Origin of the sequence: Streptomyces sp. NBC_00057 (assembly GCF_045041165.1) — a bacterium.
Taxonomy (GTDB): Bacteria; Actinomycetota; Actinomycetes; order Streptomycetales; family Streptomycetaceae; genus Streptomyces.
The window spans coordinates 8,109,069-8,134,487 of the sequence record NZ_CP108256.1 but is presented as its reverse complement, the minus strand read 5'-3'; the positions used below and the strand labels follow the sequence as shown (position 1 = coordinate 8,134,487).

The following is a 25,419-nucleotide window of genomic DNA, read 5'->3' as shown; positions in this document are numbered from 1 at the left end:
GCGGACAGGGCGTCCGGGGTGGCCGGGCCCTGTCCGCGCGTCCTCTCAGTCGGCGGACACGGCGCCCGGCCCGCCGCGACGGCGGGCGGCACGCCGCCGCTCGTGGTGCTGGCGCCGGTCGGCGGACGGCGCCGTCGCGGCGTCGTCCTCCGGCTTCCCGGCCACCGCGGCGTCCGCTGTGGGAGCCGTTGCCGGGAGCGGCTCCGGGGCGGGCTCACTGCGGTCGAGCAGCCCGGCAAGGTGCCGGATGGTGGGGCGGTCGAACATCTCGACGACCGACAGCTCCGTGCCGAACTCCTCGGCGATCCGCCGCTGGACGCGTACGAGATGGATGGAGGTCGCACCCGACTCGAAGAAGTTCGTGTCGACTCCGAGCTCCTGTCCGTCCATCACGTCGCGCCAGAGATCCGTCAGCCGCTCCACAGTGCTTGCGGAGGAGGTGTCGCCCCTGCCCGCCGCTGGTACGCCTGTCGTTGGTGTGGCGACAGGCGCCTGTGTGACGGCCGGGACCGCAGCCGGGGCAGTGGCAGGAGCCGGGGCCGCCGGCGCCGCGTCGCCGCCCAGTGCGGCGAGCGCCTTCCGGTCGACCTTTCCGTTGGTCGAGAGAGGCAGCGCGTCGATCGGCCGCACCTGCTGGGGAACCATGTACGCCGGCAGCCGTCGGGCGAGTTCGGCGCGCAGTCCGGCCGCCCACGCCCGCGGGTCCACGGGATCCGCGACGGAGCCCGCCGAGAAACCACCGAGCAGGGTGTGCAGCACAGTCTGGTCTTCCTCCAGCCGCAGGACCTCGTGCAGTGGCTCCTCGTACACGTCGCCGATCGGGCACAGGCCGATCCGGCAGTCGGCGGCCCGCTGCCGCAGCAGCTGGGCCATGGCACCGGCCTCCAGCAGCCCGAACCGGCCGGCGAGTTCCCCGTAGACGGGGGTGACGGCCGCGTTACGGGCGACCAGTTGGATGGCGAAGCCTGCCTGCACGGCCAGCGGCCGGTTGAACTCGCCGAACAGCATCGGATCGAGGGCCCGTTCGGCGCCCGGGGCGCCGTCCAGCGCCACTAGGGCGGGACCGGCGGGGTCGAGGTAGTACGTGCCGGCCGCGACCCCGTCGACGCCGCCCGGCGCCACCGTCACATAGGTCTGCACCGGATAGAGACCGCCGGCCGAACCGTAGGCGTACCGCGGCACGCCGTCCTCGTCCTGGCGGGCGAGCACGGTGAGCAGCGCGTACAGGTCCGTCGCCGGGACCGGCCCGGTCCCGAAGCCGGCCGCCGCGCCGCGCACAGCGGACGCGGCGCGCAGCGCCAGGGTGTCGGCGGGCAGGGCGAACGGCAGGATCTCCCGGCCCGTGAGGTCGTCGCGCCGTCCGGGCTGGCGCAGACGGGTCTCCAGCCTGCGTACCCGCTCGACGTCGAGTGCGGCCGTCGGGCCGGCCCCCGCCGCGGCGGTCGGCGCCTCCGGCACCTCGCGCACCACGTACGCGGCCAGTTGCGCGGACATGCCGGAGCCCTCGACGAGGGCGGCGGCCTCCTGCACGCCCTCGGTCCGGACGAGCGCGGCCTCGATCTCGCCAAGCTCGATCCGCATGCCGCGCACCTTGACCTGTGAGTCCTCGCGGCCGAGGAACTCCAGGTCCCCGTCCGGCATGAGCCGGGCCAGGTCTCCGGTGCGGTAGAGCCGTTCGCCCGTGACGGGGGACGTGGGGAACGCCCGGGCGGTGAGCTCCGGTGCGTTGCGATATCCCACGGCCAGGCCCACACCGCCGATGTACAGGGCGCCGGGCACCCCGGTGGGCCGCAGCCGGAAGGCGTCGTCGAGGACGTACAAGCGCTGGTTGCGCATGGGACGGCCGTACGGGATGCTCCGCCGCTCCGGGTCGACCGTGCCGACCGGGTGCAGAACCGACCAGATCGACGCCTCGGTGGCGCCGCCGAGGCTGATCACCTCGGCCTTCGGCGCGACCGCACGGATGTGGTCGGGCATGCCGACCGGGATCCAGTCGCCGCTGAGCATGACCAGGCGCAGTCGCTCCACGTCCACGGCCGGGTTGCCGTTCGCGTGGACGAGCAGCATCTCCATGAGCGCCGGTACGGAGTTCCACACCGTGACGCCGTGGTCGGCGATGAGCCGAGCCCAGCGGACCGGGTCGCGCTCCTCGCCGGGGCCGGGCAGGACGAGCGCCGCACCGGCGGCGAGCGTACCGAAGATGTCGTACACGGACAGGTCGAAGCCGAGGGACGACAGGGCGAACACCCGGTCGTCGGCGTACACTCCGAACCGCTCGTTGATGTCGACGACGGTGTTGAGCGCGCCCCGGTGATCGGTCATCACGCCCTTGGGGTCGCCGGTGGAACCGGACGTGTAGATCACGTACGCCAGGTCCTCGGGCCGGACTGCGACTGATTCCGGTTCCAGGGCGCCGCGGTTTCCGTCGGTGCCTTCGGTGGCGTCCGCGACCGCTTCGTCGAACCGGACGACCGTGACCCCGTCGGGGGCCCTGTCCTCGGCCGGAGCGGACCGCGGAACCACCAGTGCGACGGCTCCGGCGTGACTCAGGGAGCGGGCCACACGGGCGGGCGGCAGGCCGCTGTCCAGGGGGAGGTAGGCGCCTCCCGCGCGCAGGACGCCGATGACGGCCGCGACCTGTTCCCATCCCCTGTCGGCGAGCACACCGACGAGGTCGCCGGCCCGCACCCCGGACCTCTGCAGCGTGCGGGCGACGGCCAGGGAGGCCCGGTCGAGTTCGCCGTAGGTCACGGTGCCGGTGGCCGAGACGACCGCGGTGCGGCCGGGATCGCGGCGGGCACGCGCGAGGAAGGGCTCGTGCAGCAGACCGTCCGGGAGCCGACCGTCGGTGTCGTTGAGCGTCGCGTACCGCGCGGCCTGGCCGGGCGGCAGCGCCTCCCGGTGCGGGCCGTCCCAGGCCGTGGGGTCCTCTGCCAGCACCGTGAGCAGCGCGGTGTAGGCGCCGAACATGTCGTCCAGCGTCCCGGCCGGGAACAGCGCCTCGACGGCGTCCCAGGTGAGCCGGAGCCGGTCGCCGTCCTCGGCGATCTGGTGGTCGAGCCAGACCTGCGGGGTCTGTGTGATGGTGTGCGTGACACGGGCGCCGAGACCGGCCGGCGGTGTGCTGCCCGCGTCGGCGGCACCGAGTTCGCTGGTGAAGACGACGGGCATGACGGCGTCGCTGACACCGCGGCGCCGCGCCAGTTCACCGGCCACCCACACACCGCTGACCAGTTGGTGGTCCAGGTCCTGCCAGAGCCGTTCCTGGATCCGATGGGCCCTCTCCTGAAACGCCCCGGTGGTGCCGCCCTCCACTTCCAGCATGGTCAGCGCGGTGAAGTCACCGACCAGCGAGGCGAGGTCGGGATGGTCGCCCACCCGGTTGAAGAGGGTGAGGTTGAGGGTGAAGCGATCGGTGCCGGACCAGGTGCCGAGCACGGTGGCGTACGCGGTCAGGGCGAGCGCCGAGGGAGTGATCCTGGCCGCGGCGGCCCGCTCCTTCAACCGGCTCCACACATCGGCCGGGAGGTGGGCCTCACGGCGCCGGAACCGGACCTCGGACAGCTCCTCGGGGCGGCAGGCCAGCGGCAGCGGGGGGGCGGGCGGCAGCGTGTCCAGCCGGTCGCGCCAGTAGGCGAGGTCGCGCTCCCGCTCCGGTCCCCGGCACCGCTCCCGCTCGGCCAGGACGTAGTCCCGGAACGAGAGGTCGAGCGGCTGCGGTTGCAGTGTGCCGCTGTAGACCGCGAGGAGCTCGCGCAGCAGGATCTGCACACTTCCGCCATCGGCGATCAGGGTGTCGATGCCGACGTGTAGGCGGGCCTCGCTGTCGCCGGTATGGCTGGCCCGGATGTCGAACAGCGGCCAGGTCTCCGAGGGCAGCACCTGGTGGGACATCGCCTCACGGGTGGCCCGGAGCCGGCTCTCGCGCTCGGCGTCCGTCAGGCCGCGCAGATCCCCGACCTCGATCCGGTACTCCGGCACCTCGGGCAGGATGCGCTGGTCACCGTCCTCGTCGACCACGATGCGCAGCGCGTCGTGACGGCGTACGAGTGCCTGCCAGGCGCTCTCCAGCCGGGGCAGGTCGACGTCGTCGACGTCGAGTTCGATGTACAGGTGGCAGGAGACGTCACCGCCGACGGTGCCACTGCGGCCGATCCAGTAGGCGCGCTGCACATCGGTCAGCGGGAACGGGTCGTGGCGGTGTACCGGATCGGGCCGCAGCACGGCGGGGGCGGACGCCTCGGCCGCTTCCGTCCGGGGCGTGTCCGCACCGAACTCGTCCACGGCGCGTGCGAGTGCACCGACCGTGGGCGCCTCGAACAGGGTGCGCAGCGGCAGTTGTACGCCGAGGGCGCGCCGGATGCCCGCGACGACCTGGGTGGCGAGCAGGGAGTGGCCGCCGAGTTCGAAGAAGTCGTCGTACAGCCCCACCCGGTCGGTGCGCAGGGCCTCGCGCCAGACCGCCGCGATCCGCTCCTCGGTCGGGGTGACCGGCGCGGTGTAGGCATCGGATCCGGTCCGCTCGGGCCCGGGTGCGGGCAGCGCCGCGCGGTCGACCTTGCCGTTGCTGGTCAGCGGAAGCGCGTCGAGGACGACGAAGCGCGACGGGACGAGAAAGGACGGGAGCCTGCGGGCCAGTTCGGCGCGGAGCTCGGCCGGGACGGGCGGATCGTCCGGTGACTCGGGGACGAGGTACGCGGCGAGGGCCGCCCGGGACGTACCGAGGCCGTGGCCGGTGACCACGCACTGACGCACCTTCGGCAGTGCGGTGAGCGCGGCCTCGACCTCCCCCGCCTCGATCCGGAAGCCCCGGATCTTCAGCTGGTTGTCGTTGCGGGACAGGTACTCGATCCGCCCGTCGCGGCGGACCCGGACGATGTCACCTGTGCGGTACAGGCACCCAAGGGTGCCGGTCCCGGTCGCGCCGGTGGTCCCGGCCGTGCCGGATGCGCGGACGAAGCGCTCGGCGGTGAGCTCCGGGCGGTCCAGGTAGCCGGCGCTCACGCCCACTCCGCCGATGTACAGCTCGCCGGGTACGCCGACGGGCACCCGGCGGCGGTGCGCGTCGAGCACGTGGACGGTGGTGCCGGCGATGGGCCGTCCGATGGTGACGGCCCCTTGGGCCGGGTCCACGGTGTCCGTGGTCGACCACACGGTGGTCTCGGTGGGGCCGTACATGTTGCTGATCGTGCCGCGCAGGTGCTTCGACAGCCGGCCCACGAGGTCGGCGTCGAGCGGTTCGCCGCCGAGCAGCAGCTGCCGCAGTCCGCAGAGCGCGGCGGGGTCCGTCTCGTCGAGCAGGGCGCGGGCGCGCGAGGGGGTGCACTGGAGGTGGGTCACGCCGTGCGTGCGGATCAGCGCGGTGAGGGAGGCGTCGTCCTCCGGTCCGGGGGACACGATCCGCGCCGCGGGCGTCGGCTCCGCCGTGGCCCGGGTGATGAGGCCGGCCAGTCCGGACAGCGCGCCGATGGCGGCGTCCGGGTCGACACCGAAGTCGACGAGACAAGCGATCTCGTCCACCCCGACCGCGGACAGCCGGTGCACCAGGGGCAGCCGGTCCTCGGCCGTGCCGATGAGGGAGCTGTCCGCGAGGTAGCGGGCGCAGGCGTGGTCGAGGAGTGCTTCCTGGTCGTCGGCGGTGAAGTCGTCAGCCGTGATGTCGATGCCCTGCGCGCGGGCCATGTTCTCGATCAGGCCGACGGAGGAGCGCAGATAGTCGCGGAACGGCTGCCAGGCGTGTGCCCGTACCTCGTCGGCGTCGGCGCCGACGAAGGTGTGCAGCATCAGCGTGACGTGCGGCTCCCCGGGGTGGCCCGCCTGTCGCCAGGCGTCCCGGTAGACGGCGATGCGCTCGGCGAGCTCATCGACGCTCTGACCGAGCAGATGGGTGAGTAGTCGCGCGCCGGCCTCGCCGGCCCGGCGGCAGGTCTCCGGGTTGCCCGAGGAGGTGAGCCAGACGGGCAGTTCGGGCTGGACGGGTCGGGGCAGCACCCCCACCTCGATCGTTCGGTCGGCGGGTCCTTCGAAGGGAACCCGGTCACCGCGCCAGAGCCGGCGCACCTCGTCGAGGCCCTGGACGGTACGCGCCTGCCGGTCGTCGTAGGCGTCCTTGGCGAGGACGAAGTCGTCCATGTGCCAGCCGGAGGCGAAGGACAGGCCGACCCTCCCGTTCGACAGGTTGTCGACGACCGACCACTCCTCGGCAACGCGGACGGGGTGGTGCAGCGGCAGGACGACACTGCCCGCCCGGATGCCGATCCGCCGGGTGGCGGTGGCCACGGCGGCGGCGAGGACGGACGGCGCCGGGAAGGAGCCACCGAAGGCATGGAAGTGACGCTCCGGCAGCCATACGGCGCTGAACCCGTGCTCGTCGCCGAAGCGCGCTCCCTCCATCAGGAGCCGGTACTGGTCCGGGCCGGGCGGGATGCCGCTTGAGTCGCTGGCGAAGTAGAAGAGGCTGAACTCCGGGGTGGCGGATTCTTCGGTCGCCCCGGGGACGGCGACGGGTGCGGGCCCGGCGGCCGGCCGTCCGGCGTCCGGGCTCACCACCACCCGGTGGCCGCGGCTGACCGTCCACAGCAGTTCGAGCACGGAGATGTCGAACGAGACGCTGGTGACGGCGAGCCAGGTGACCGGGTCCTCGCCGGTCTCCACGACGCGGTCCATCGCAGCGAGGAAAGCCGTGAGGTTACGGTGGAGTACCACCACGCCCTTCGGCCTGCCGGTGGAGCCGGAGGTGTGGATGACATAGGCGGGCGTTTCGGGGCCCGCCACGGCGGCGGCCGCCTCCACGGGCGCGCCGGGGCCGTCCTGGCTGGAGCCGTCCGGTGCGTCGAGGTCGACCAGGGTCACCCCGTCCGGGACGACGCCGGCGGCGCCGAAGGCGTCACGGGTCGCGGCGTGTACGAGCACGGCGGCGGGCGTCGCGTCGTCGCACACGTACCGCAGCCGCTCCTGCGGGTAGTCCGGGTCGAGCGGCAGATATGCCGCGCCCGACATCAGGACGCCGAGGAGCGCGGCGGGTAGGTCCGCGCACCGGCGCACACCCACGCCGACCCGGTCACCCGGCCGTACGCCCACGGCCCGCAGCCGGCCGGCGATTCCGGCCGCCCTGCTCTCCAGTTCGCGGAACGTCAGCGAGTCGCCACCAAAAACCACGGCTTCCGCGTCCGGACGGGTGAGGACGGCCCGGGCGAAGGAGCTGAGCACGTCCTCAGCGTCGGCGGGCAGCGGTCCGCCGTCCCCGGCCGCGTCGAGCAGGGCCTGCTCGGCCGCGGTGAGGGCGAGCAATTCGGAGAGGCGCAGACCGGGGTCGGCCGTGCCACGGCGCAGCACCCGTTCCAGGGTGTCAGTCAGCGCCCGTGCGCCGGCCTCGTCGAACAGGTCGCGGCTGTACTCGCAGATCCCCTCGGTGAGACCGCCCCGCCGGGCCAGTTCCAGGCTGAGGTCGGTCCGGCACAGCCCGTTGTCCAGATCGACGGGCTCGACCTCGACGCCGGGCAGGGAGAACTCGCGCTCGGGGACGTTGCGGTAGCCGAACTGCACCTGGTAGATCGGCGCGTGGCTGAGGTCCCGGTCGGGGCTCAGCTCGCGCACGAGCCGTTCGAAGGGAACCTGGGCGTTGGCCAGGGCACCGAGGGCTGTCTCCCTTACCTGGGCGAGCAGTTCGCCGAAGGTCGGGTCGCCGGACAGGTCGGCCCGCAGGACGAGGCTGTTGACGAACATGCCGGCCAGCGCGCCGAGTTCGGGCCGGTCGCGTCCGGCGGTCGGTACGCCGACGACGACGTCCTCCTGCCCCGAATGGCGCATCAGCACCGCGTGCCAGGCTGCCAGGGTGACCATGAACGGCGTGGCCCTGGCGTCCCGGGCCGATGTCTCGACGGCCTCGGTGAGCCGCGGGTCCAGGGTGAAGCGCACCCGGCCGCCGCGGTGGGTCGGGACCGCCGGACGTGGCCGGTCCGTCGCCAGTTCGAGCAGGGGCGGGGCGTCGCCAAGGCGTTCCCGCCAGTACATGAGCTGTTCCGACAGTGCTTCGTCGGTGAGTTCCCGGCGCTGCCAGGCGGCCCAGTCCCCGTACTGGACCGGCAGCGGCTCCGCGCCGGCCGGTGTGGTGCCGTCGAGGTGCGCCCGGTATCCGGCGCACAGGTCGTCCACGAGCACCGCCCTGGACCAGGCGTCGCCGACCATGTGGTGGTTGACCACGACTAGCAGGGAGCGGTCGGGCGCCGACCTGATGAGCACGGCACGGAAGAGCGGGCCGTTCTTGAGGTCGAAGGGCCGGGCGGCCTCCTCCACGGCCGGCGCCGGCTCCTCGCCGGGCTTCACATCGACGATGCGCAGGGCAGGGCCCGACGGGGGAAGCACCCTCTGCACCGGGGTGCCGTCGGCGGGGGCAATGACGGTGCGCAGCGCCTGGTGGCGGGCGACGAGCCCGTCGAGCGCGGCCTCCAGGGCGGTCAGGTCGAGCGCACCGGTCAGCCGCAGCGCCACGTACTCGTTGTAGACGCCCAGTCCGGGGGTGAGCTGCTCCAGGAACCACAGGCGCTCCTGCCCGAAGGAGAGCGGCGCCGGGCCCGGTGCCGGGCGGATGGGCTCCTGGGCGAGGGGGCCGGTGGGGGCCGTGGACGCGGCGGTCGAACGACCGCGGGTGCGCGCCTCGAACCTGGCACGCTGTTCGGGTGTGAGCCGGGACAGACGGTCTTCCCGGCCGGTGGGGTTGGTCACTGGTTCTCCAGTTCGGCGAGGATGCGGTCCTCGATCAGCTCGGCGAGGTCGGCCACCCGCCCGCCCTCGAAGAACGCGCGGGCGGGCACGTCGACTTCGAACTCGGCCCGCAGCCTGGCCGCGATCTGGGCGGCGAGGAGGGAGTGTCCTCCGAGGTCGAGGAAGTCGTCGTGCACGCCGACCTCCTCGATGCCGAGCATCTCGCCGTAGACCTCGGCAAGGCGCTCCTCGGTCGGGGTGCGAGGGGCCACATACGCGGTGGCGAGGTCCGGGCGGGGCAGCGCGACCGTCGCGGGCCGCGCGGCTGCCGGCTCGTCGGCCAGCCTGAGGGTGCCGTCCGTGACGGTGGCCGCGGAACGCGCCACCACGGCGCGGCCGGCGGGCCCGTCGAGGAGAGCGGCGAAGGCCCGGGCGCCCTGACCGGGGGTGAGGGCGCCGGCGAGCATCCGCCCCTGGAACTCCTGGAGGTCGGCGGGGACCTCGGCCTCGCTGGCCATGCCGACTTCGGCCCACATGTCCCAGTCGATGGCGACGACATGGCGTTCGCCGCGTGCGGCCTCGGCCTCCGCGGCGGCGGCGAGGTAGGCGTTGGCCGCGGTGTAGTCCGCCTGACCGTAGGTGGGCACGAGCGTGGCGAGCGAGGAGCACACGAGCAGGACGCCCGCCTCACCCGGGCGCAGGGCGGCGAGAAGGTTGCGCATGCCCGCCACCTTGGGGCCGAACACCGTGCGCGCGTCCTCGTCGTCCCGCCGGGCGACGGAGCCTCCGCCGGGCACACCAGCCGCGTGCACGACGCCGTCGATGCCGCCGAAGCGGGCGCGGACCTGGTCCAGTGCGCCGGCCAGCGACCCGGCATCGGTCACGTCCGCCTGGAGCACGAGGACCTCCGTGCCGGACGCGCGCAGGTCCCGCAGGAACGCGGCTGCGGGGCCGGTGTCGCCGTCGGGGGTGGTCCGCCTCCCGAGGAGGACGAGCCGGGCGCCGTGGGTGCGGGCCAGGCGTGCGGCGAAGGTCCGGCCGATGCCACCGAGTCCGCCGGTGAGGACCCAGGTGCCGCCCTGTGCGACGCGCGCCGGGATGTCCGGGACGGGCCTCTCGACGACTTCGACGGTGCGGGTGAGCAACTGCCCGTCGCGCAGGGCGAGAAGCCGGGCGGGCGTGGCCAGTACGGCACCGAGCACGGCTTCGGCGCTCGTACCGTCCAGCGCGGTGCCGCTCGGCAGGTCCACCTGCGTGCATCGCAGGTTGCCGTACTCCTCGGGCAGGACCTGGACCGGGCCGCTGAGCATCGCCGCCGCGGGATCGGGGCGCTCGTGCTCGGCGGTGCGGAACGCGCCTCTGCTCAGGACGCCCAGGTGCACCTCGTTGACGACGCTCTCCTCCGCCATGGCACGGGCCAGCCGGACCAGTCCGAAGTAGCACGCGTCCTCGTCTGGGCCGGTGGCGTCCTGTCCGGTGTTGAGGCCCCAGGCGTAGAGCACGGCGGTGGGTGTGCGCACGAGTCCGCGCAGGTCGGCCATCAGCTTGGCGTACTGGGCCAGGTCCCGCGGATCGAGTTCGTAATTGCCGCGGCGGACCCGGCGGTAGCCGGGTCCGGGCTGCACCACGGTGACGATCTGTCCGCGGGCGGTGAGCAGGTCGACGGCCGGCTGCGCCTCGCCGTCCGGGTCCATCAGGACGAGCCAGGTCTGGCGGCGGCTACCGAGGCGGTCGCCGGCGTCGGCCTCGCCGTCCAGCGGGCGCCAGACGGGGACCGCGTGAACGGCGTCGGCGTCCACGGCCGTGCCCTCGGCGGTGAGGGCGGTCGTGGAGGCGGCCTCGGACGTCACGGGCAGGGCGGGCGTGCCGGGCTCGATCCAGTGGGGCCGGCGCTCGAAGGGGTAGCCGGGAAGGCCGGTCACCCGGGCGCCGGGAGCGGTGGGCCCCCAGTCGACGTGAACTCCGTTGGCCCACAGGCCGGCCAGGGACAGCGCCGCGCTCGCGGGCTCGTCCGCCGGCCCACGACGGCCGCGGGACGGCAGTGGTGCGGGGGCGAGCCTGGGAGCCTCGGCGCCGGAGCGCACCAGGTCGGTGAGCACGCTCCCGGGGCCGTTCTCCACGAGGACGAGGCCCTCGTCGACGGCGGCGAGGGTGCGCAGGCCCCGGTCGAAGCGCACCGGTTCGCGCATCTGGCGTGCCCAGTAGGCGGGGGCGGTGGCCTGCTCGGCGGTGATCCAGTCGCCGGTCACCCCGGAGAGGAACGGCACGCTGGGGGCGTTGCGTACGGTGTGGGAGACCTCTTCGGCGAAGCGCTCGGCGGCCTCGTCGCACAGGGCGCTGTGGAAAGCCCGGTCGACGGGCAGCCACAGGGGGCGCAGGCCGCGCTCCTCGAAGTCCGCGGCGGCCCGGTCCACGGCGTCGTGCGGGCCGGACAGCACGGACGCCGCAGGTCCGTTGATGGCGGCCAGGTCGAGGCCGTACGTGGCGGCTTCCCTGGCCGCGTCCGTCTCGCCCAACGGCACGGCCAGCATGGCGCCCGGGGCCGTCTCCTGCATGAGCCGTCCGCGGGCCGCGACCAGGCACAGGGCGTCGGGGAGTTCGAATACGCCCGAGAGGGTCGCGGCGGTGAACTCGCCGATACTGTGCCCGAGCAGGGCCGTGGGGCGCACGCCCCAGTGCTCCCACAGGCGGCCGAGCGCATGGCCGACGGAGACGACGGCGGGCTGGAGAATGGCCGTGCGCCGCAGTTCCTCCTCGCCGCCGTCGCGCAGCAGGGCGGTGAGCTCCTGCCCGAGGTGGGGGCGGAGGATGCCGGAACACTCGTCCAGCGCGGCGCGGAACACCGGGTGCGCGTCGTACAGACCCATCGCCATCCGCGGCAACTGGGCGCCCTGCCCGGGGAGCAAGAAGGCGACGGGCGCGTCGACGCGCTCGGTGCGGGCGCGGACCGCGTCGCGCCGCCCACCGTCACGGAGCACGGTCACCGCCCCGGCGATGTCCCGGGCGAGGACGACCCGGCGGTGGTTGAGGCGGCGGCGGCCGGTGCGCAGGGTGCGGGCGACATCGGCGAGGGACGCCTCGGGGTGGGCTTCGAGATGGGCGGCCAGCCGCTCGGTGGCGGTGTCCAGCGCGGTGGCGGTGCGTGCCGACAGCGGCAGCGCGACCGGCAGCGCGGAGGCGGGCGAGGTGCCGACGTCGTCCGCGGGTGCGGCGCTGGGGCGCGGTGCCTCTTCGAGGATGACGTGGGCGTTGGTGCCGCCGATGCCGAACGCGCTGACAGCGGCGCGGCGGGGCCCTTCCCCGACGGGCCACTCGGTGAGCCGGGCGGGCACGAAGAAGGGGCTCTCCGCGAGGCCGGGGGCCGGGTTCTCGCTCTCGGCATGCAGGGTGGCGGGGATCCGGCCGTGGCGCAGCGCCTGAACGGTCTTGATGAATCCGGTGATCCCGGCCGCGGTGTCCAGGTGACCGACGTTGGACTTGACCGAGCCCAGTGCGCACCAGGTGTCCGTGGGCGACCCGTCCCCCTGGGGGTCGGCAGCCCGGAAGGCGGCGGTGAGCGCCTCGATCTCGATCGGATCGCCGATCGGGGTACCGGTGCCGTGTCCTTCCACGTAGCCGATGGAGCGGGGCGAGACGTCCGCAACCGCCAGCGCCTCGCGGATCACGGCCACCTGGCCCGCCATGCCGGGGGCGGTGTAACCGGCCTTGGCGGCACCGTCGTTGTTGACGGCCGACCCGAGGATCACGGCATGCACGCGGTCACCGTCGGCGAGCGCGTCGGCCAGCCGCTTGAGCACGACGACACCGGCGCCGTTGCCGAACACCGTGCCGTTGGCGTCGGCGCCGTACGGGCGGCAGCGACCGTCGGGCGACTCGATGCCTCCGTCGACGGCGAGGTAGCCGGAGCGGTGCGGCACGGTGACGGTCACGCCGCCGGCGAGGGCCAGGTCGCACTCTTGTGAGAGCAGACTCTGCGCCGCCATGTGCACCGCGACGAGCGAGGTGGAGCACGCCGTCTGGACGCTGACGGCCGGTCCTCGCAGGTTCAGCTTGTACGCGGCGCGGGAGGCCAGCTGATCGGGCTGGTTGCCCTGGAACAGCATGGGCACGCCCAGTGTGGAGCGCAGGTCCGTGCGGGGCAGCAGGTTGTGGATCAGGTAGGTGCTGAGCAGCGACCCCGCGTACACCGCGATGGGCCCACGCGACCGGTCCGGGTCGCACCCGGCGTCCTCCAGCGCCGACCAGGCGCATTCGAGGAAGATCCGCTGCTGGGGGTCGATGACCGACGCCTCCAGCGCGCTGTAGCCGAAAAGCTGGGAGTCGAATCCGGCGATGTCCTCCAGGACTCCCTTCGCCGGTATGTAGCCCGGGTGGGCGGAGTCGGTCTCGGGCACACCGGAGGCGCGCAGCTCCTCGGCGGTGAACCGGTTGATCGCTTCGGAGCCCGCTGCCAGCAGCTCCCACAGCTCATCGGGGGATTCGGCCCCCGGGAAGCGCCCCGCCATACCGACGACGGCGATACGGCCGTCGGTGTCGGCCCAGTCGTCCCGATCCGGCTGAACTGGCTGTGCGTTCAAGATGTTCTCCGTTGGTAGCTCGGTGCGTCACCGCGCGTCGGCGGGCGGGGGGTGGGGGCGGTCGGGCTTTCCGCTGCGGCGGTGCGTCAGACCGCCATGAGGTAGCGCTGGAAGCGGGGCATCAGGTATTCGAGCGCGCGCACCTCGGTGGCGGTCAGCTCCGGGTGCCAGACGTCCCACAGCAGGACGGCACGCTGCTGGGTGCCCCGGTTCCAGGCCTCGTGGATGAAGCTGTCGTCGAAGAGGATGACCTTGCCCTCCTCCCAACCCCGCTCCTCCTCGCCGACCTTGATGACGCAGCCCGGCGGGACGATCAGCGGCAGGTGGGCGGTGAGCAGCAGGTTCACTCCGCCCGTGTGCGGGGTGATGTGGACGCCCGGGTTGAGGATGGTGAACATGCCGTCCCGCGGGCCGTGCGGGGTCGAGTCGAGTGCCTCGCAGGTCTTGGGGCAGCGTTCGCGGGCTTCGTCGCGCCAGGCGCCGTCGCGGTAGATCTGGTAGGTGTCCCAGCCCTGCCAGCCGAGTTCCTTGGTGTAGAGGTCCTCGTACGGAGCGAAGCGCGCCTCCGCCTCGCGCAGGGCCAGGAACTCCGCCTTGATGTCCTCGTACGCGACCTCCATCCCGGCCACCCACGGCTGGGAGGCGGGGTCGTGCCAGGGCAGCGCGCCGATCTCCGGGAAGAACAGTCGGGTGGGCTCCTGGTCGTCGTGGAGGTATTCCGGGGACCGCTCGCCGACGAGGATGGCCAGGCACTCCTCGACGCGCTCAAGTCCGTCGGAGCCAACGGCGTTGCGCAGCTCCGTCATCACGCTCTGCACGTCCATATCAGTCTCTCCTTGTCGGTGTGTTGAACTGGTCGGCCCGGCCGCGGGTCCGGGCCCGGACTGCGGCCCGCCGCCGGTTGCCGCGTGCGGCCGACTCGTTGGCCTGTGCGGGGCCGGGGCGGTTCACCGGGTCGCCTGCCGTTTCGTCCAGGCCCGCGACGAATTCGGCGACGGTGGGCCGGGTGAAGATCTCCACGAGCCGTACCTCCCGGTCGAGCCGGCGGCCGAGCTCCAGCTGAAGCCGGGCCGCGAGCAGCGAATTTCCGCCCGCCTCGAAGAAGTTGGTGTGGCGTCCGACGGGCCGGTCGTCGCCCAGGACTCGTCGCCAGGCGTCGGCGACGAGTTGTTCGGTGCCGGCCTTCGGCGGCGTGTCGGCGTCCGGGACGGCCGGCCCGGGTGCCGGAAGCCGCGCGCGGTCCCGCTTGTTGGTGCGGGTGCGGGGCAGCGCATCGAGCAGAACCACGTGTTCCGGCACGACCGCCGCCGGCAGTCGTTCGGCGAGGTGGGTGCGGAGTTCCGCGTCGGTGACCTCGTCCGTGACGACCGCGTATCCGATCAGCCGGGGCGACAACGGGGTGCCGTGCAGCGCCGCGGCGGCCTCCCGGACCGCAGGGTGGGACTCGAGGAGCGCCTCGATCTCCTCCAGCTCGACGCGGTTGCCGCGGATCTTCACCAGGCTGCCGGTGCGTCCGGTGAAGGCGAGTTCCCCGTCGGGCAGGATGCGGCCCAGGTCGCCGGTGCGGTAGAGCGTCCCACCGGGCCGCCAGGGATCGGCGACGTACGCCTTGGCGCTCTCTTCGGGCCTGCGGTGGTAGGCGCCGGCCAGGAAGTCGCTGCGCAGATGGATCTCACCGATCACGCCGACCGGGCAGGGCCGGCCGCGGTGGTCGAGTACCAGCGCCTGCCGGCCGGGGATCGGCACACCGATGGGTACGGAGACCGGGAACCGTTCGCCGGGCGCCAGTTCCCGGTAGGTGGCGAGCACGCACTCGGTGGGGCCGTACAGATTGTGCAGCCGGGGCCGGTCGGTCCGGTCCGCCCAGGCGGCGGCGAGCGACGGCGGCAGTACCTCGCCGGCGAGCAGCACGTGCTCCAGGGCGGGCAGTGTCTCCTCTGTGCGGTCCAGCGCCTCGGTGAGCACCCTGAAGAAGCCGGGCACGGTCTGGATCTGGGTAACCCCTTCGGTGCCGAGCCAGACGGCCAGGGTCATCGGGTCGTGCCGTGTGCCGTCCGGCGGTACGCAGAGTGTGGCGCCGTGGCACAGGGCGGCGAACACCTCGGTGTAGGCGGCGTCGTAGGTGAAGGGCGCCCACTGGGCGACTCGGCTGCCATACGTGATGCCGAACCGGTCGCGCTGCCAGTCGGCGAACTGTGCCAACGTCGCGTGGGGCAGGGCGATGCCCTTGGGGGTGCCGGTGGAGCCGGACGTGTAGACCAGGCAGAGGGTGTCGCCGCCGACGACGGGAGCGGCCGGGAGCGGCCGTTGCGTGTCGTCGGCGGACAGGCCCGGGTCGTCGGCCGGCACGCTCGGGTCGAGGACCTCCACCGGCACCTCGGCGAACCGCCCGGTGGCCCGGTCCCACAAGGCCGGCTGGGCGTCGAGGCAGGGTTCGGCGGCCAGGACGCAGATCGGCTCGGCGTCGGCGAGCACGGCGCGCAGCCGCAGTTCGGGACTGTCGGGGTCGAGGACCGCGAACGCCGCCCCGGTCTTGGCGGCGGCGAGGATCGCCGCGGTCTGCGCGGGACCGGTGGGCAGGAGCGTCGAGACGAAGCGGCCAGGTGCCGCGCCCCGGTCGAGGAGCCGCGCGGCGATCCGGTCGCTCCAGGCGTCCAGCCAACGGTAGGTGACGGACTGTCCGTCGTGGCGGACGGCCACCGCGTCGGGCCGCGCCGCGGCCTGGGCGCGGAACAGTTCGTGCACCGGCGTGGCGTACGCCGCGCTCTCGGCGGCCAGCGGGTTGCGTGGCCGCGGTGAGGGCGTCTCTTCCTCGTCCGGGTCGAGCGGGGCGAGGGCGGCGTCGGCGTCCGGATCGTCCAGCGCCGCGCGCAGCAGGGTCTCCAGGTGGCGTGCGAAGCGGGTCGCCGACCCGTGGGTGAACCGGCCCGACGCGTACTCCAGGAGTCCGTCGATCCGGTCGGGCCGCTCGTCGAGGGCGAGTGTGAGGTCGTACTTGGCGGTGCCGGTGGAGACCGGGCGCAGTTCTCCGGTGGCGTCGCCGAGCCGGATCAGGTTCGGCGGGGCCTCCTGGAGCACGAGGGTGGCCTGGACGAGGGCCGGTCGGCCGGCGTCGCGGGAGACACCGAGGGTGTCCACGAGACGGTCGAGGGGCACGAGCGGCCGGTCGAGGTCGGCGACGAGCAGTTTTCCTGTGCGGGCGGCGAGTTCGGAGAACGACGCGGTGCCGCGGAGATCGACGCGGACGGGAAGGGTGTTGACCAGCGGGCCGACCAGCCCCTCCAGCTCCGGTGCGCCCCGATTGGCCACGGGTACGCCGACGACGACGTCGTCGGTACCGGCGTAGCGGCCCAGCAGGGCGGCGTACACGGTGAGCAGCACGGTGAACGGGGTGACCCGCAGCCGGGCGGCGGTCGTGCGCAGCCGGTCGGTGAGGTCGGCCGAAAGCGTGACGGGCACGGACGCTCCGGCGCCGACGGGCTGCGGACCGGCGTCGGGGTCGGTCGGCAGCTCCAGCACTCCGGGGTACCCGTCGAGGCGGGCGCGCCAGTACTCCAGCTGGACCGTGCGGGCGGCCGCGCCGGTGACGGCAGTCGCGGCCGCGTAGCCGGTGAAGTCCGCGGCGGGGGGCGCGAGGGGGGCGCCGGTGCCGGTGTGGTGGGCGTACAGGGCGGCGAGTTCACGAATCGCCACGCCGATCGACCAGCCGTCCACGGCGATGTGGTGGGCGGTGCACAGCAGGACGGAGGTGTCACCCGCGCGCAGCAGGGTGACCCTCAGCAACGGCCCCTCGGCCAGGTCGAAGGGACGCACGGCCTCGGCGGCGGTGACGGAGTCCAGCCATCGCCGGGGCCCTTCGCCGCCCTCCGTGGGGAACTCCTGCGGTGCGTCGACCACGGAAGGGCGCACGGAGTCGGCGGGCAGGCGGACGAGGACCGGGCCGTCGTCGGCCAGCTCGCAGCGGACGGCCAGCACCGGGTGACGGGTGACCAGGTCGTGGAAGGCCCGGGCGAGGGCGTCCTGGTCCACGGGGCGGTCGAGGCGAATGGCGGCGGCAAGGTTGTAGGCGGCGGACTCGGGCGCGAGGTGGTGGGTCAGCCACAACTGGCGCTGCTGGTCCGTGAGAGGTACGGGGGCGGCCGGGTCGAAGGTCGGCGGGGGCGTGTCCGCCACGGTGTGCCCTTCGGCTGCCTGCCGGGCCAGGGCCCGGGGGGTGGGCTCGGTATAGAACCCGGCCAGCGGGGGCGCGTGCCCGAGCAGGTCGCGCACCCGGCCCAGGAGCCTGGTGGCGACGATCGAGTTGCCGCCCACGGCGAAGAAGTCGTCCGTGGTCCCCACCGTGTCGCGGGGGACGCCGAGGATTTCGGCCCACAGCTCGACGACGGTCCGTTCGGCGTCGGTGACCGGGGCGACCCGTCCGGATGCGGTGGCGAGTGCCTGGGCGGCCCGGGTCAGGGTGAGACGGTCGATCTTCCCGCTGGTGTTCAGCGGGAGTTCGGCGAGCGGGGCAACGACGGAGGGGACCACAGCGGCCGGCAGCAGACCCTGCAAATACCGGCGCAGCTCCCCGCCGAGACGCTCGGCGTCGTCGCCTTCACCTTCACCTTCGGCTAGGAATACGGCTGCGGGGGCCTCGGGTACGACGAACGCGACGAGCCGGGGCGCCGCCGGCCGGGCCCGGTCGACCACGACGGCGGCGGCCCGCACCTCCTGGTGACCGGCCAGGAGCGCCTCGATCTCGCCGAGTTCGACGCGGTGGCCGAGAATCTTGACCTGCTGGTCGGCCCGGCCGAGGACGACGATGCGCCCGTCCGGCAGGTACCGTGCCAGGTCGCCCGTCCGATAGACCGTATCCGTGCCGTCGCCGGCCGGGACGGCTCGCACCGGGTCGGGGACGAAAGCGGCGGCGGTGAGTTCGGGGCGGTGCCAGTAGCCCGCCGTGACACCCGCTCCGCCGATGACCAGTTCGCCGATCGCACCGATGGGTACGGGATGGCCGTGCCCGTCCAGGATGTGGCAGAAGGTGCGGGCCACCGGCCGCCCGATGGTCGCCGGCTCGCCCCGCAGCACACGCCCGCCTGTCGAATAGATGGTGGCCTCGGTGGGCCCGTACAGGTTCCACACCTCGGCGCAGCGGTCGAGCAGCCGCTCGGCCAGCCCGGAATCGAGGGCCTCGCCGCCGCTGAGCGCACGGAGCCCCGGGTGCCCCGGCCAGCCGCCGTTCAGCAGCGCGCGCCACAGGGAAGGCGTGGCCTGCAACAGGGTCGCCCCGGACCGGCGCAGCAGCGCGCCCAGCGCGTCGGGGTCGCGGACCGTCGCGTGCGGCGCGACCACGACCCGGGCACCGGCGACCAGCGGGGCGAACAGTTCGAGCACCGAGATGTCGAAGGTGATCGAGGTGACGGCGACCAGCACGTCGTCGGTGCCGATGCCGGGCTCCCGGACGATGCTGTGCAGCAGGTTGGCGACGCAGCCGTGCGGTACCGCCACGCCCTTCGGCCGTCCGGTGGAGCCGGAGGTGTACAAGAGATACGCGAGCGAGTCGGCCGCTGGTCCGTCCGGGAACGGGACCGCGGCGCTGCCGGCGGCCGCGGACAGCAGTTCCGCCGCTTCGGCGCGCGGTACATCGGTGGCCGGGGAGGTGCGATCGGGGAGGCCGGTGATGAGCAGCCGGGCGCCGCTGTCCTGGAGGACGTACGCCATCCGCTCGTCGGGCATTGTCTCATCGAGTGGTACGAGGACGGCACCGGCCCGCCACAGACCGACGATCAGCGGCACGAGCTCGGCGCCGCGCGGCACCAACAGGGCCACGCGGTCGCCGGGGCGCACCCCCAGGCGGTTGGCCAGCCGGGCGGCCACCCGGTCGGCGGCGGCGTCCACGTCGGCGCGGGTAAGGGTCCGTTCGCTGTCGCCATCGACGACCGCCGGTGCGTCGCCGCTCCGGGCGACCAGGGCACGCAGCGCCCCGGGCACAGTGCACCAGGGGGGCGGCGTCCGGTCGGCCCGGTTGAAGTCAACCAGGACCCGGCGGCGCTGGGCATCGGTCATCACCGGCAGGTCCGTCAGCGGCGTGCCTGGCTCGGACACGGCGGCTTCCAGCAGGCACAGCAGACCTTCCGCGATGCCCACCACGGTGTGCGGGGAGAGCAGTGCGGTCCGGAACTCCAGGCTGGCGTCCAGCTCTCCGTTGGGCCTCGGCCGGAGAAGCAGCGACAGGTCGTACTTGGCGGTGCCGCTGTGCGCGGGGGCGTGTGTTGTCTCGACGCCGGGCAGTCGCAGGGTCGTGGTCGGTCCGCTGTGGAAGGAGTACATGAGCTGGAACAGCGGGGAGCGGCCGCCGCCCGTGGCCGGGGCGAGTTCCTCGACGACGAGGTCGAAGGGAGTGTCCCGGTGGCCGAGGTCGGCCTTGAGGTTCTGCCGTGTGCGCCGCAGGGCCTCGGTGAAGTCGGGCTCGCCCGACAGGTCGACGCGGTGGGCCATGACGTTGAGCAGAGGGCCGATCATGGCGCCCAGCGCGGGCCGGTTGCGGGTGGCGACGGGCATGCCGACGACGAGGTCGTCCTGGCCGGTGTAGCGCTGGACGACGGCACAGAAGGCGGTGAGCACGATGGCGGGCAGGGTGGCGAGTTCCGCGCGGGCCAGTGTGCCGAGCCGGGCGGCGAGGTCCGCCGGGATCACGAAGTGGTGCACGGCGCCGGCGATGTCGGCGGCCGGCCCGTCGGCGGTTGCGCCCCGGGCACCTGATCTGGTGCTCAGGTGTCCGTCGGCGGGCAGCCGGAGTGCCGGCAGTTCTCCGCCGAGCCGCTCCCGCCAGTGGTCGAGGCCGCGCTCGGCGTCCGGGTCGGTGCGCTGCCAGGCGGCGTAATCGCCGAAGTCGGGCCCCTCGGTGGTCTCGTGGACCGCCGGGCCGCCGGTCTCGGCGGCGTACTGCGCGGCGAGTTCCTCCAGGAAGACGCCGAACGCCCAGGCGTCGACGACGATGTGGTGCGCGACGAAGAGCAGCAGATGCCGCTCCTCCCGCAGTCCGAACAGATACGTGCGCATCAGCGGCGGCCGGGCAAGGTCGAAAGGCTCGGCCACGGCCCGCGAGACGAGTTCGGCGAGCCGGTCCTCCCGCTCGTCCTCAGGCAGCGGGCCGAGGTCGGTGCGTTCGACGGTGGGGAAGGTGCGATCCGCGAAGCGCTGCCACGCCTCGCCGTCGCCATCGGGGGCGATGGAGCAGCGCATCACCTCGTGGCGGACGGCCAGGACGGCCAGGGCACGCTCCAGTGCGTCGGGGTCCACGGGGCCGTTGAGGCGGAACGCCGCGGTCTCGTTGTGCAGCGCGCTGCCCGGACGTACCTGTTCCGCACGCCAGATGGACCGCTGGGCGTAGGACAGCGGGGCGCGGCCGCGCTCCGGCCTCGGCGGAAGGGGCGCAGGGCTCATCGGGTACTCCCCGTGGCATCGGAGGGCGTCGGGAACTCGGCGATCACGCCGGCCGGCATCGTGTCGGTCACGGCCGCGGCAAGGCCGGCGACCGTGGGGTCGGCGGCGAAGACGCGCAGGGGTACGTCCACGCCGAACAGGGAGCGCAGCCGGTCCAGGAGCCGGGCGATGCCCAGGGAGTCGCCGCCCAACAGGGTGAAGCTGTCGTGGCGGCCGACCCCGGGCAGATGCAGCAACTCGCACCACACATCGGCGATTCGGGCCTCCGCCCCGTCCCTGGGCCGGTGCTCCAGGTGGGCGGCCCGCGCGGCCGCCGGCGGCGGCAGGGCCCGCCGGTCTGCCTTGCCGTTGAGGGTGCGCGGGATGGCGGCGAGGCGTACGTAGAGGGCCGGGCCGCTGCCCGGTACGAGGCAGGCCGCGGCGTGGTCCCGCAGCTCCTCGTCGGTCACGGAGTCGGCGGCCACGACGTAGGCGCACAGCACCGGGTCCGCGTCGGGCTCGGCCACCGCGGCGGCGCAGGCGTCGGCGACTCCGGGATGGCGGCGCAAGACGTCCTCCACCTCGCCCAGTTCGACCCGTACGCCGTTGACCTTGACCTGCTGGTCCCGGCGGCCGAGCACCTCCAGGACGCCGTCGGGCCGCAACCGGCCGAGGTCGCCCGTGCGGTAGCGGTCGGTGCCGGTGAAGCCGCCGGCCCTGCCGTCGAGATAGCCGCTCAAGGGGAACGGGGTGCGGATCTCGATCTCGCCGATCGCGTCGGTGACGGGCTTACCGGCGGCCAGTACCCGCACCTCGACGCCCGGCATGGGCAGGCCGACGGGCACGGTCCCGGCCGCGGCGTCCTCGGCGCCGAGGCGGCGGAACACCTTGGTCATCGTGGTCTCGGACGGGCCGTACAGGTTCACCAGTGCCTTGCGGTCGGCGAACAGTTCCCGCCACCAGGCGACGTCGGCGGGCCGCACCGGCTCTCCGGCGAGCAGGACCGCCCTCAGCCGGGGCAGGGAGTCGCCGGTAAGCGCGGCGGCGCGCAGGGTGCGGAAGACGGTGGGTACGCAGTGCAGCACCTCGATGCCCTCCTGGTCGAGCCACTCGGCGAGGGCGTTGCCGACGGGCACGGTGCCGGGCCCGGCAACATGGACGCTGCCGCCCGTGCGCAGCGGGACGAGGGCGTCGCGGAGGAAGGCATCGAATCCGGGTGAGGTCAGCAGGGAGACCCGGGTGCCGGAGGTGATGCCGAATGCGTCGGCCTCCCAGGCGAGGAAGTGCTCGACTGCCTCCAGGCTGCCCTTGATGCCCTTGGGGCGTCCGGTGGTGCCGGACGTGAAGTACACGTACCCGGCGTCGGGGACATCGAGCCCCCGCCAGTCGGCGGCGTGCCAGGGCATGGGCTCGACGGCCTCGGCGTCGATCCGCTCGCCAGTGTCGGTCGTGTCGCTGTCACGGCCGGCGAGGGCCGCGCGTCCGGCCTCGTCGGCGACGACGGCCGCGGGACGCAGGTCTTCCAGCAGGGCCGTCCAACGGGCTGCGGGCTGGCCGATGTCGACTGGTGCGAAGGCCCGGCCGACGGCTGCGCACGCCAGGATGGTGGCGATGACGGTGACGGGGTCGGCGCAGGCGACCAGGACCGGTCCGGTGTCTCCGGTCAGCCGGGCCCGCAGTCCGGCGGTGAACTCGGCGAGTTCCCGGCGGCTCCAGACGCGCTCGCGGGTGGCGACCGCGGGTGCCTGTCCGTCCTGCTCCATCCAATCGGCCCAGCGGTCGAGGATCTTCGTGTGGCTCACAGCTCTCCGTTCTTGATCCGGTGGGCCACGACCGCCAGTGGGTCGATGGCCGGGAACTCGTCCGACCGGCCCGAAGCCGCGATGGCCTGGGTGACCAGGTGGAGTTCGGTGCAGGCGGCGACGAATGCCCGTACCCCGTAGCGGGGCAGGATGGTGCGCAGGAAGTCGACGGTCCGCAGCGGATCGCCGCCGCACTTGATGCGGTAGACCTCCTGGTGCAGGGCCTCCTGGTCGTCCGGCCGGAGCATGACCAGGTCGCGTACCGCTTGGTCCGCCTCCGGGCCGGAGGTCAGGATTCCGGCCTGTGCGGTGCCCTTGGTACACAGCAGGAGGTGCGGCTCCGCGGTGCGGGCGAGTTCGCGGTGGACCAGGTCCACCAGGGACACGCAGCTCTCCAGGAGGTCGGGCGGCAGATCACCGAGCACCCGGTGGGCGGTGATGCAGGCTACGACCACCCGCTCGGCGCCTGCGGTCACCAGGCCGCGAACGGCCTTTTCGACGGCCCGGTACAGCGGCTCCAGGTCGCCGCTGCCGATTGCCTCGGTGCGGTCGACCACGGCGGGGTCGGACCACAACAGCACGCGCGGTGCTTCTTGTTCGGGGCGGGCGGGGGCGGCGCGATAGACGGTGCGCAGCAGCTCGGTCGAGGCCAGTGGCCCCATGCCGCCGACGATGCCGACCAGGGGGAGCGAGGGCCGGACGAGGTGCGGGCTCGCGGCCGGGGCGGTGTGTTCGCCGGCGATCTGCTCGCCGGGCGCGGCGAGGCGGGTCATCCCAGACACGGCAGGTCGAACTCCTCGACGAATAGCCCGAACGTCGCAATGACCATCAGGTAGTCCGTGTCGAGATGGGCGTGCACCTGACCGTCCTGTTCGCGCTGCCGGCGGACGAGCGCGGCGACCGTGTCCGGGTTGAAGTAGCCCTGCCGGCGTACCAGGGCCGGTGAGAGGAGCTCCTCGAACCAGTCGTCGTCGCCGCTCAGCAGGTGGCTGCTGGTCTGGCCGCGGAAGCCGAACTTGGGACGGGCCAGCACTTCCCCCGGGACATGTCCGTCGGCAACCCGGCGCAGCACGGCCTTCTCCGATCCGTGGGCGACCATCAGCTCCGGGTGCAGTGCGACGGCGTGGGAGACGACCCCGCGCCCCAGGAAGGGGAACCGCAGCTCGACTCCATTGGCGAGTGCCATGCGGTCGCCGTGGTCGCCGAGCAGATGGTCGGCCAGGCGCAGGTGGAAATCCAGGTAGGAGCGCTGGTGCAGCGGGTGACGGCCCTTCAGCCGGTCGGCGTCGACCAGGCGCTGGGAGGTGACGGTGAATTCGCCGAAGGAGGTGGCAAGGTCGTCGGAGTACAGGTCGCGCCGGAATTCCTGGGCGATCAGCTGATCGTTCTCGTATCCGAGGTCCACGCCCCACATCCGCTGACGGATCTCGCGTTCCAGATGGGCGTCGAGGCCGCTGAGCCGGCTTCCGCCGAGTCCCGTGGCGTCGTAGCGGTATCCGGGGTAGCCGCCGAAGAGTTCGTCGGCGCCCTCGCCCGTCAGTACGGCGACGGTGCCGTCGGCACGCACGGCCTCGGACAGCATCATCGAGCAGACGTTGTACGACTCACGGACGGGTGTCTCCGCGTGGCGGACCATGGTGGTGAGGCGCTCGGAGAGGTCGGCCTGGCGGACCGGGACCTCGCGGTGGCGGGTGCCCAGCTTGGCGGCGACCAGGCGTTGGTGGGGGCTTTCGTCGAAGTCGTGGTCGGGGAACACCGCGGAGTAGCTCGGCCAGGCGTGCCCCGGCCGGGAGGCCGCGGCCAGCGCGCCGATGAGGCTGGAGTCGAGTCCGCCGCTGAGGTAGAGGCCCACGGGCACGTCGGCGACGAGCCGGACTCGTACGGCGTCGTCCAGGAGGGCCGCCATACGGTCGGCGGCGCTGTCCAGTTCTTTGTCGAGGGTGGCGCCCAGGGGTACCAAGTCGTCCGCGGTGGGGTAGTCGAGGTCCCAGTAGCATTCGACAGTCACTCCGGACCGGTCTGCGATCAACTGCTCGCCCGGCCGCAGGGCCTTGATGCCCGCGAACATGGTGCGGGGGCTGACGAGTCCGGGGAGGGTGAGGATCTGGTCCAGGCCGTGCAGGTCGACCTCGGGCCGCACCGCGGGGTGGCGCAGGATCGCCTTGATCTCGGAGGCGAAGACGAGCAGCCCGTCCACGACCGTGTAGAAGAGGGGCACGATGCCTGCGTGGTCCCGGGCGAGCAGCAGGCGTCCCGCGGGCGCGTCGTGCAGCGCGAAGGCGAACTGGCCGTCGAGATGCGCGGTGAGGCCGGAGCCGTACTCGCGGTACAGGTGGACGAGCACCTCGGTGTCGCAATCGGACCGGAACCGGTGGCCGCGGCTGTGCAGTGCAGACCGCAGGCACCGGTGGTTGTAGATCTCCCCGTTGCACACCGAGACCAGGGTGCGATCCTCCGAGAAATGCGGCTGATTGCCCCGCTCGAGATCACTCAGGGCAAGTCTGCGAAAGCCCAGCGCAATGCCTTCCCTGGCGTAATACCCCTGATTGTCGGGTCCTCTGTGAATCAGCTTGGAAGTCATCCCGGAAACGACACGGGCATCAATCGGATGCACCCCGTCGAGGGAAAAGGCACCCGCTATTCCACACACGTTGGAAAAATCCCCGTTTCACACCTGCGCGACGATGGAATATACACGCGTCACGCTATCCCACGGAACAATGAAAGGTCAACAAGAAAATCTTCAATTCCCTACCATCCGGACCTTGGTGACGTACCGTCATAGACAACCTATAGTGCCGGGCGATCAAGGCGAGGCAAGCAATTCACGCTCTTTTCCATATTCTTGAGGGGTGCCCGTCAGTGACTCGCTGGCCTGCCTGGCCAATTCGGGAATAAGGTCGACCCGCGGGTCCCGAGGCCCGCGCAGA

General features: G+C 73.0%; 7 protein-coding genes. All 7 read right to left on the bottom strand.

All coding sequences use genetic code 11. The features are described from left to right. Positions 1–45: 45 nt before the first annotated feature. The 7 genes from OG953_RS38290 to asnB all read right to left on the bottom strand — a co-directional run bounded on the left by OG953_RS38290 (position 46) and on the right by asnB (position 25,139). Positions 46–8,724 (bottom strand): amino acid adenylation domain-containing protein, encoded by an 8,679-nt coding sequence (locus OG953_RS38290; protein WP_405690199.1) that lies wholly within the window; start codon positions 8,722–8,724, stop codon positions 46–48. After that, positions 8,721–13,280, bottom strand: coding sequence for an SDR family NAD(P)-dependent oxidoreductase (locus tag OG953_RS38285; protein ID WP_405690198.1), 4,560 nt, complete (start codon positions 13,278–13,280; stop codon positions 8,721–8,723). Before OG953_RS38285 ends, OG953_RS38290 begins: the two co-directional genes overlap by 4 nt. A gap of 86 nt (positions 13,281–13,366) precedes the next feature. Further along, a complete protein-coding gene (locus OG953_RS38280) occupies positions 13,367–14,104 on the bottom strand; it encodes an aspartyl/asparaginyl beta-hydroxylase domain-containing protein (protein WP_405690196.1) in 738 nt (245 codons plus the stop codon). 1 nt (position 14,105) lies between these two features. Continuing rightward, positions 14,106–20,708 carry an amino acid adenylation domain-containing protein gene (locus OG953_RS38275; protein ID WP_405690194.1) on the bottom strand — a complete coding sequence of 2,201 codons (6,603 nt, stop codon included), beginning with the start codon at positions 20,706–20,708 and terminating at the stop codon, positions 14,106–14,108. Next, the gene (locus OG953_RS38270; protein ID WP_405690192.1) at positions 20,705–22,489 is read right to left on the bottom strand and encodes a non-ribosomal peptide synthetase; all 1,785 of its coding nucleotides are present in this window, start codon (positions 22,487–22,489) and stop codon (positions 20,705–20,707) included. The genes OG953_RS38275 and OG953_RS38270 overlap by 4 nt, the downstream gene beginning before the upstream one ends. Then, a complete protein-coding gene (locus tag OG953_RS38265) occupies positions 22,486–23,262 on the bottom strand; it encodes an aspartate/glutamate racemase family protein (protein ID WP_405692301.1) in 777 nt (258 codons plus the stop codon). Before OG953_RS38265 ends, OG953_RS38270 begins: the two co-directional genes overlap by 4 nt. Then, entirely contained in the window at positions 23,259–25,139 is a 1,881-nt protein-coding gene (gene asnB / locus OG953_RS38260) for an asparagine synthase (glutamine-hydrolyzing) (protein WP_405690190.1), read from the bottom strand. Before asnB ends, OG953_RS38265 begins: the two co-directional genes overlap by 4 nt. Between the last annotated feature and the right edge of the window lie 280 nt (positions 25,140–25,419).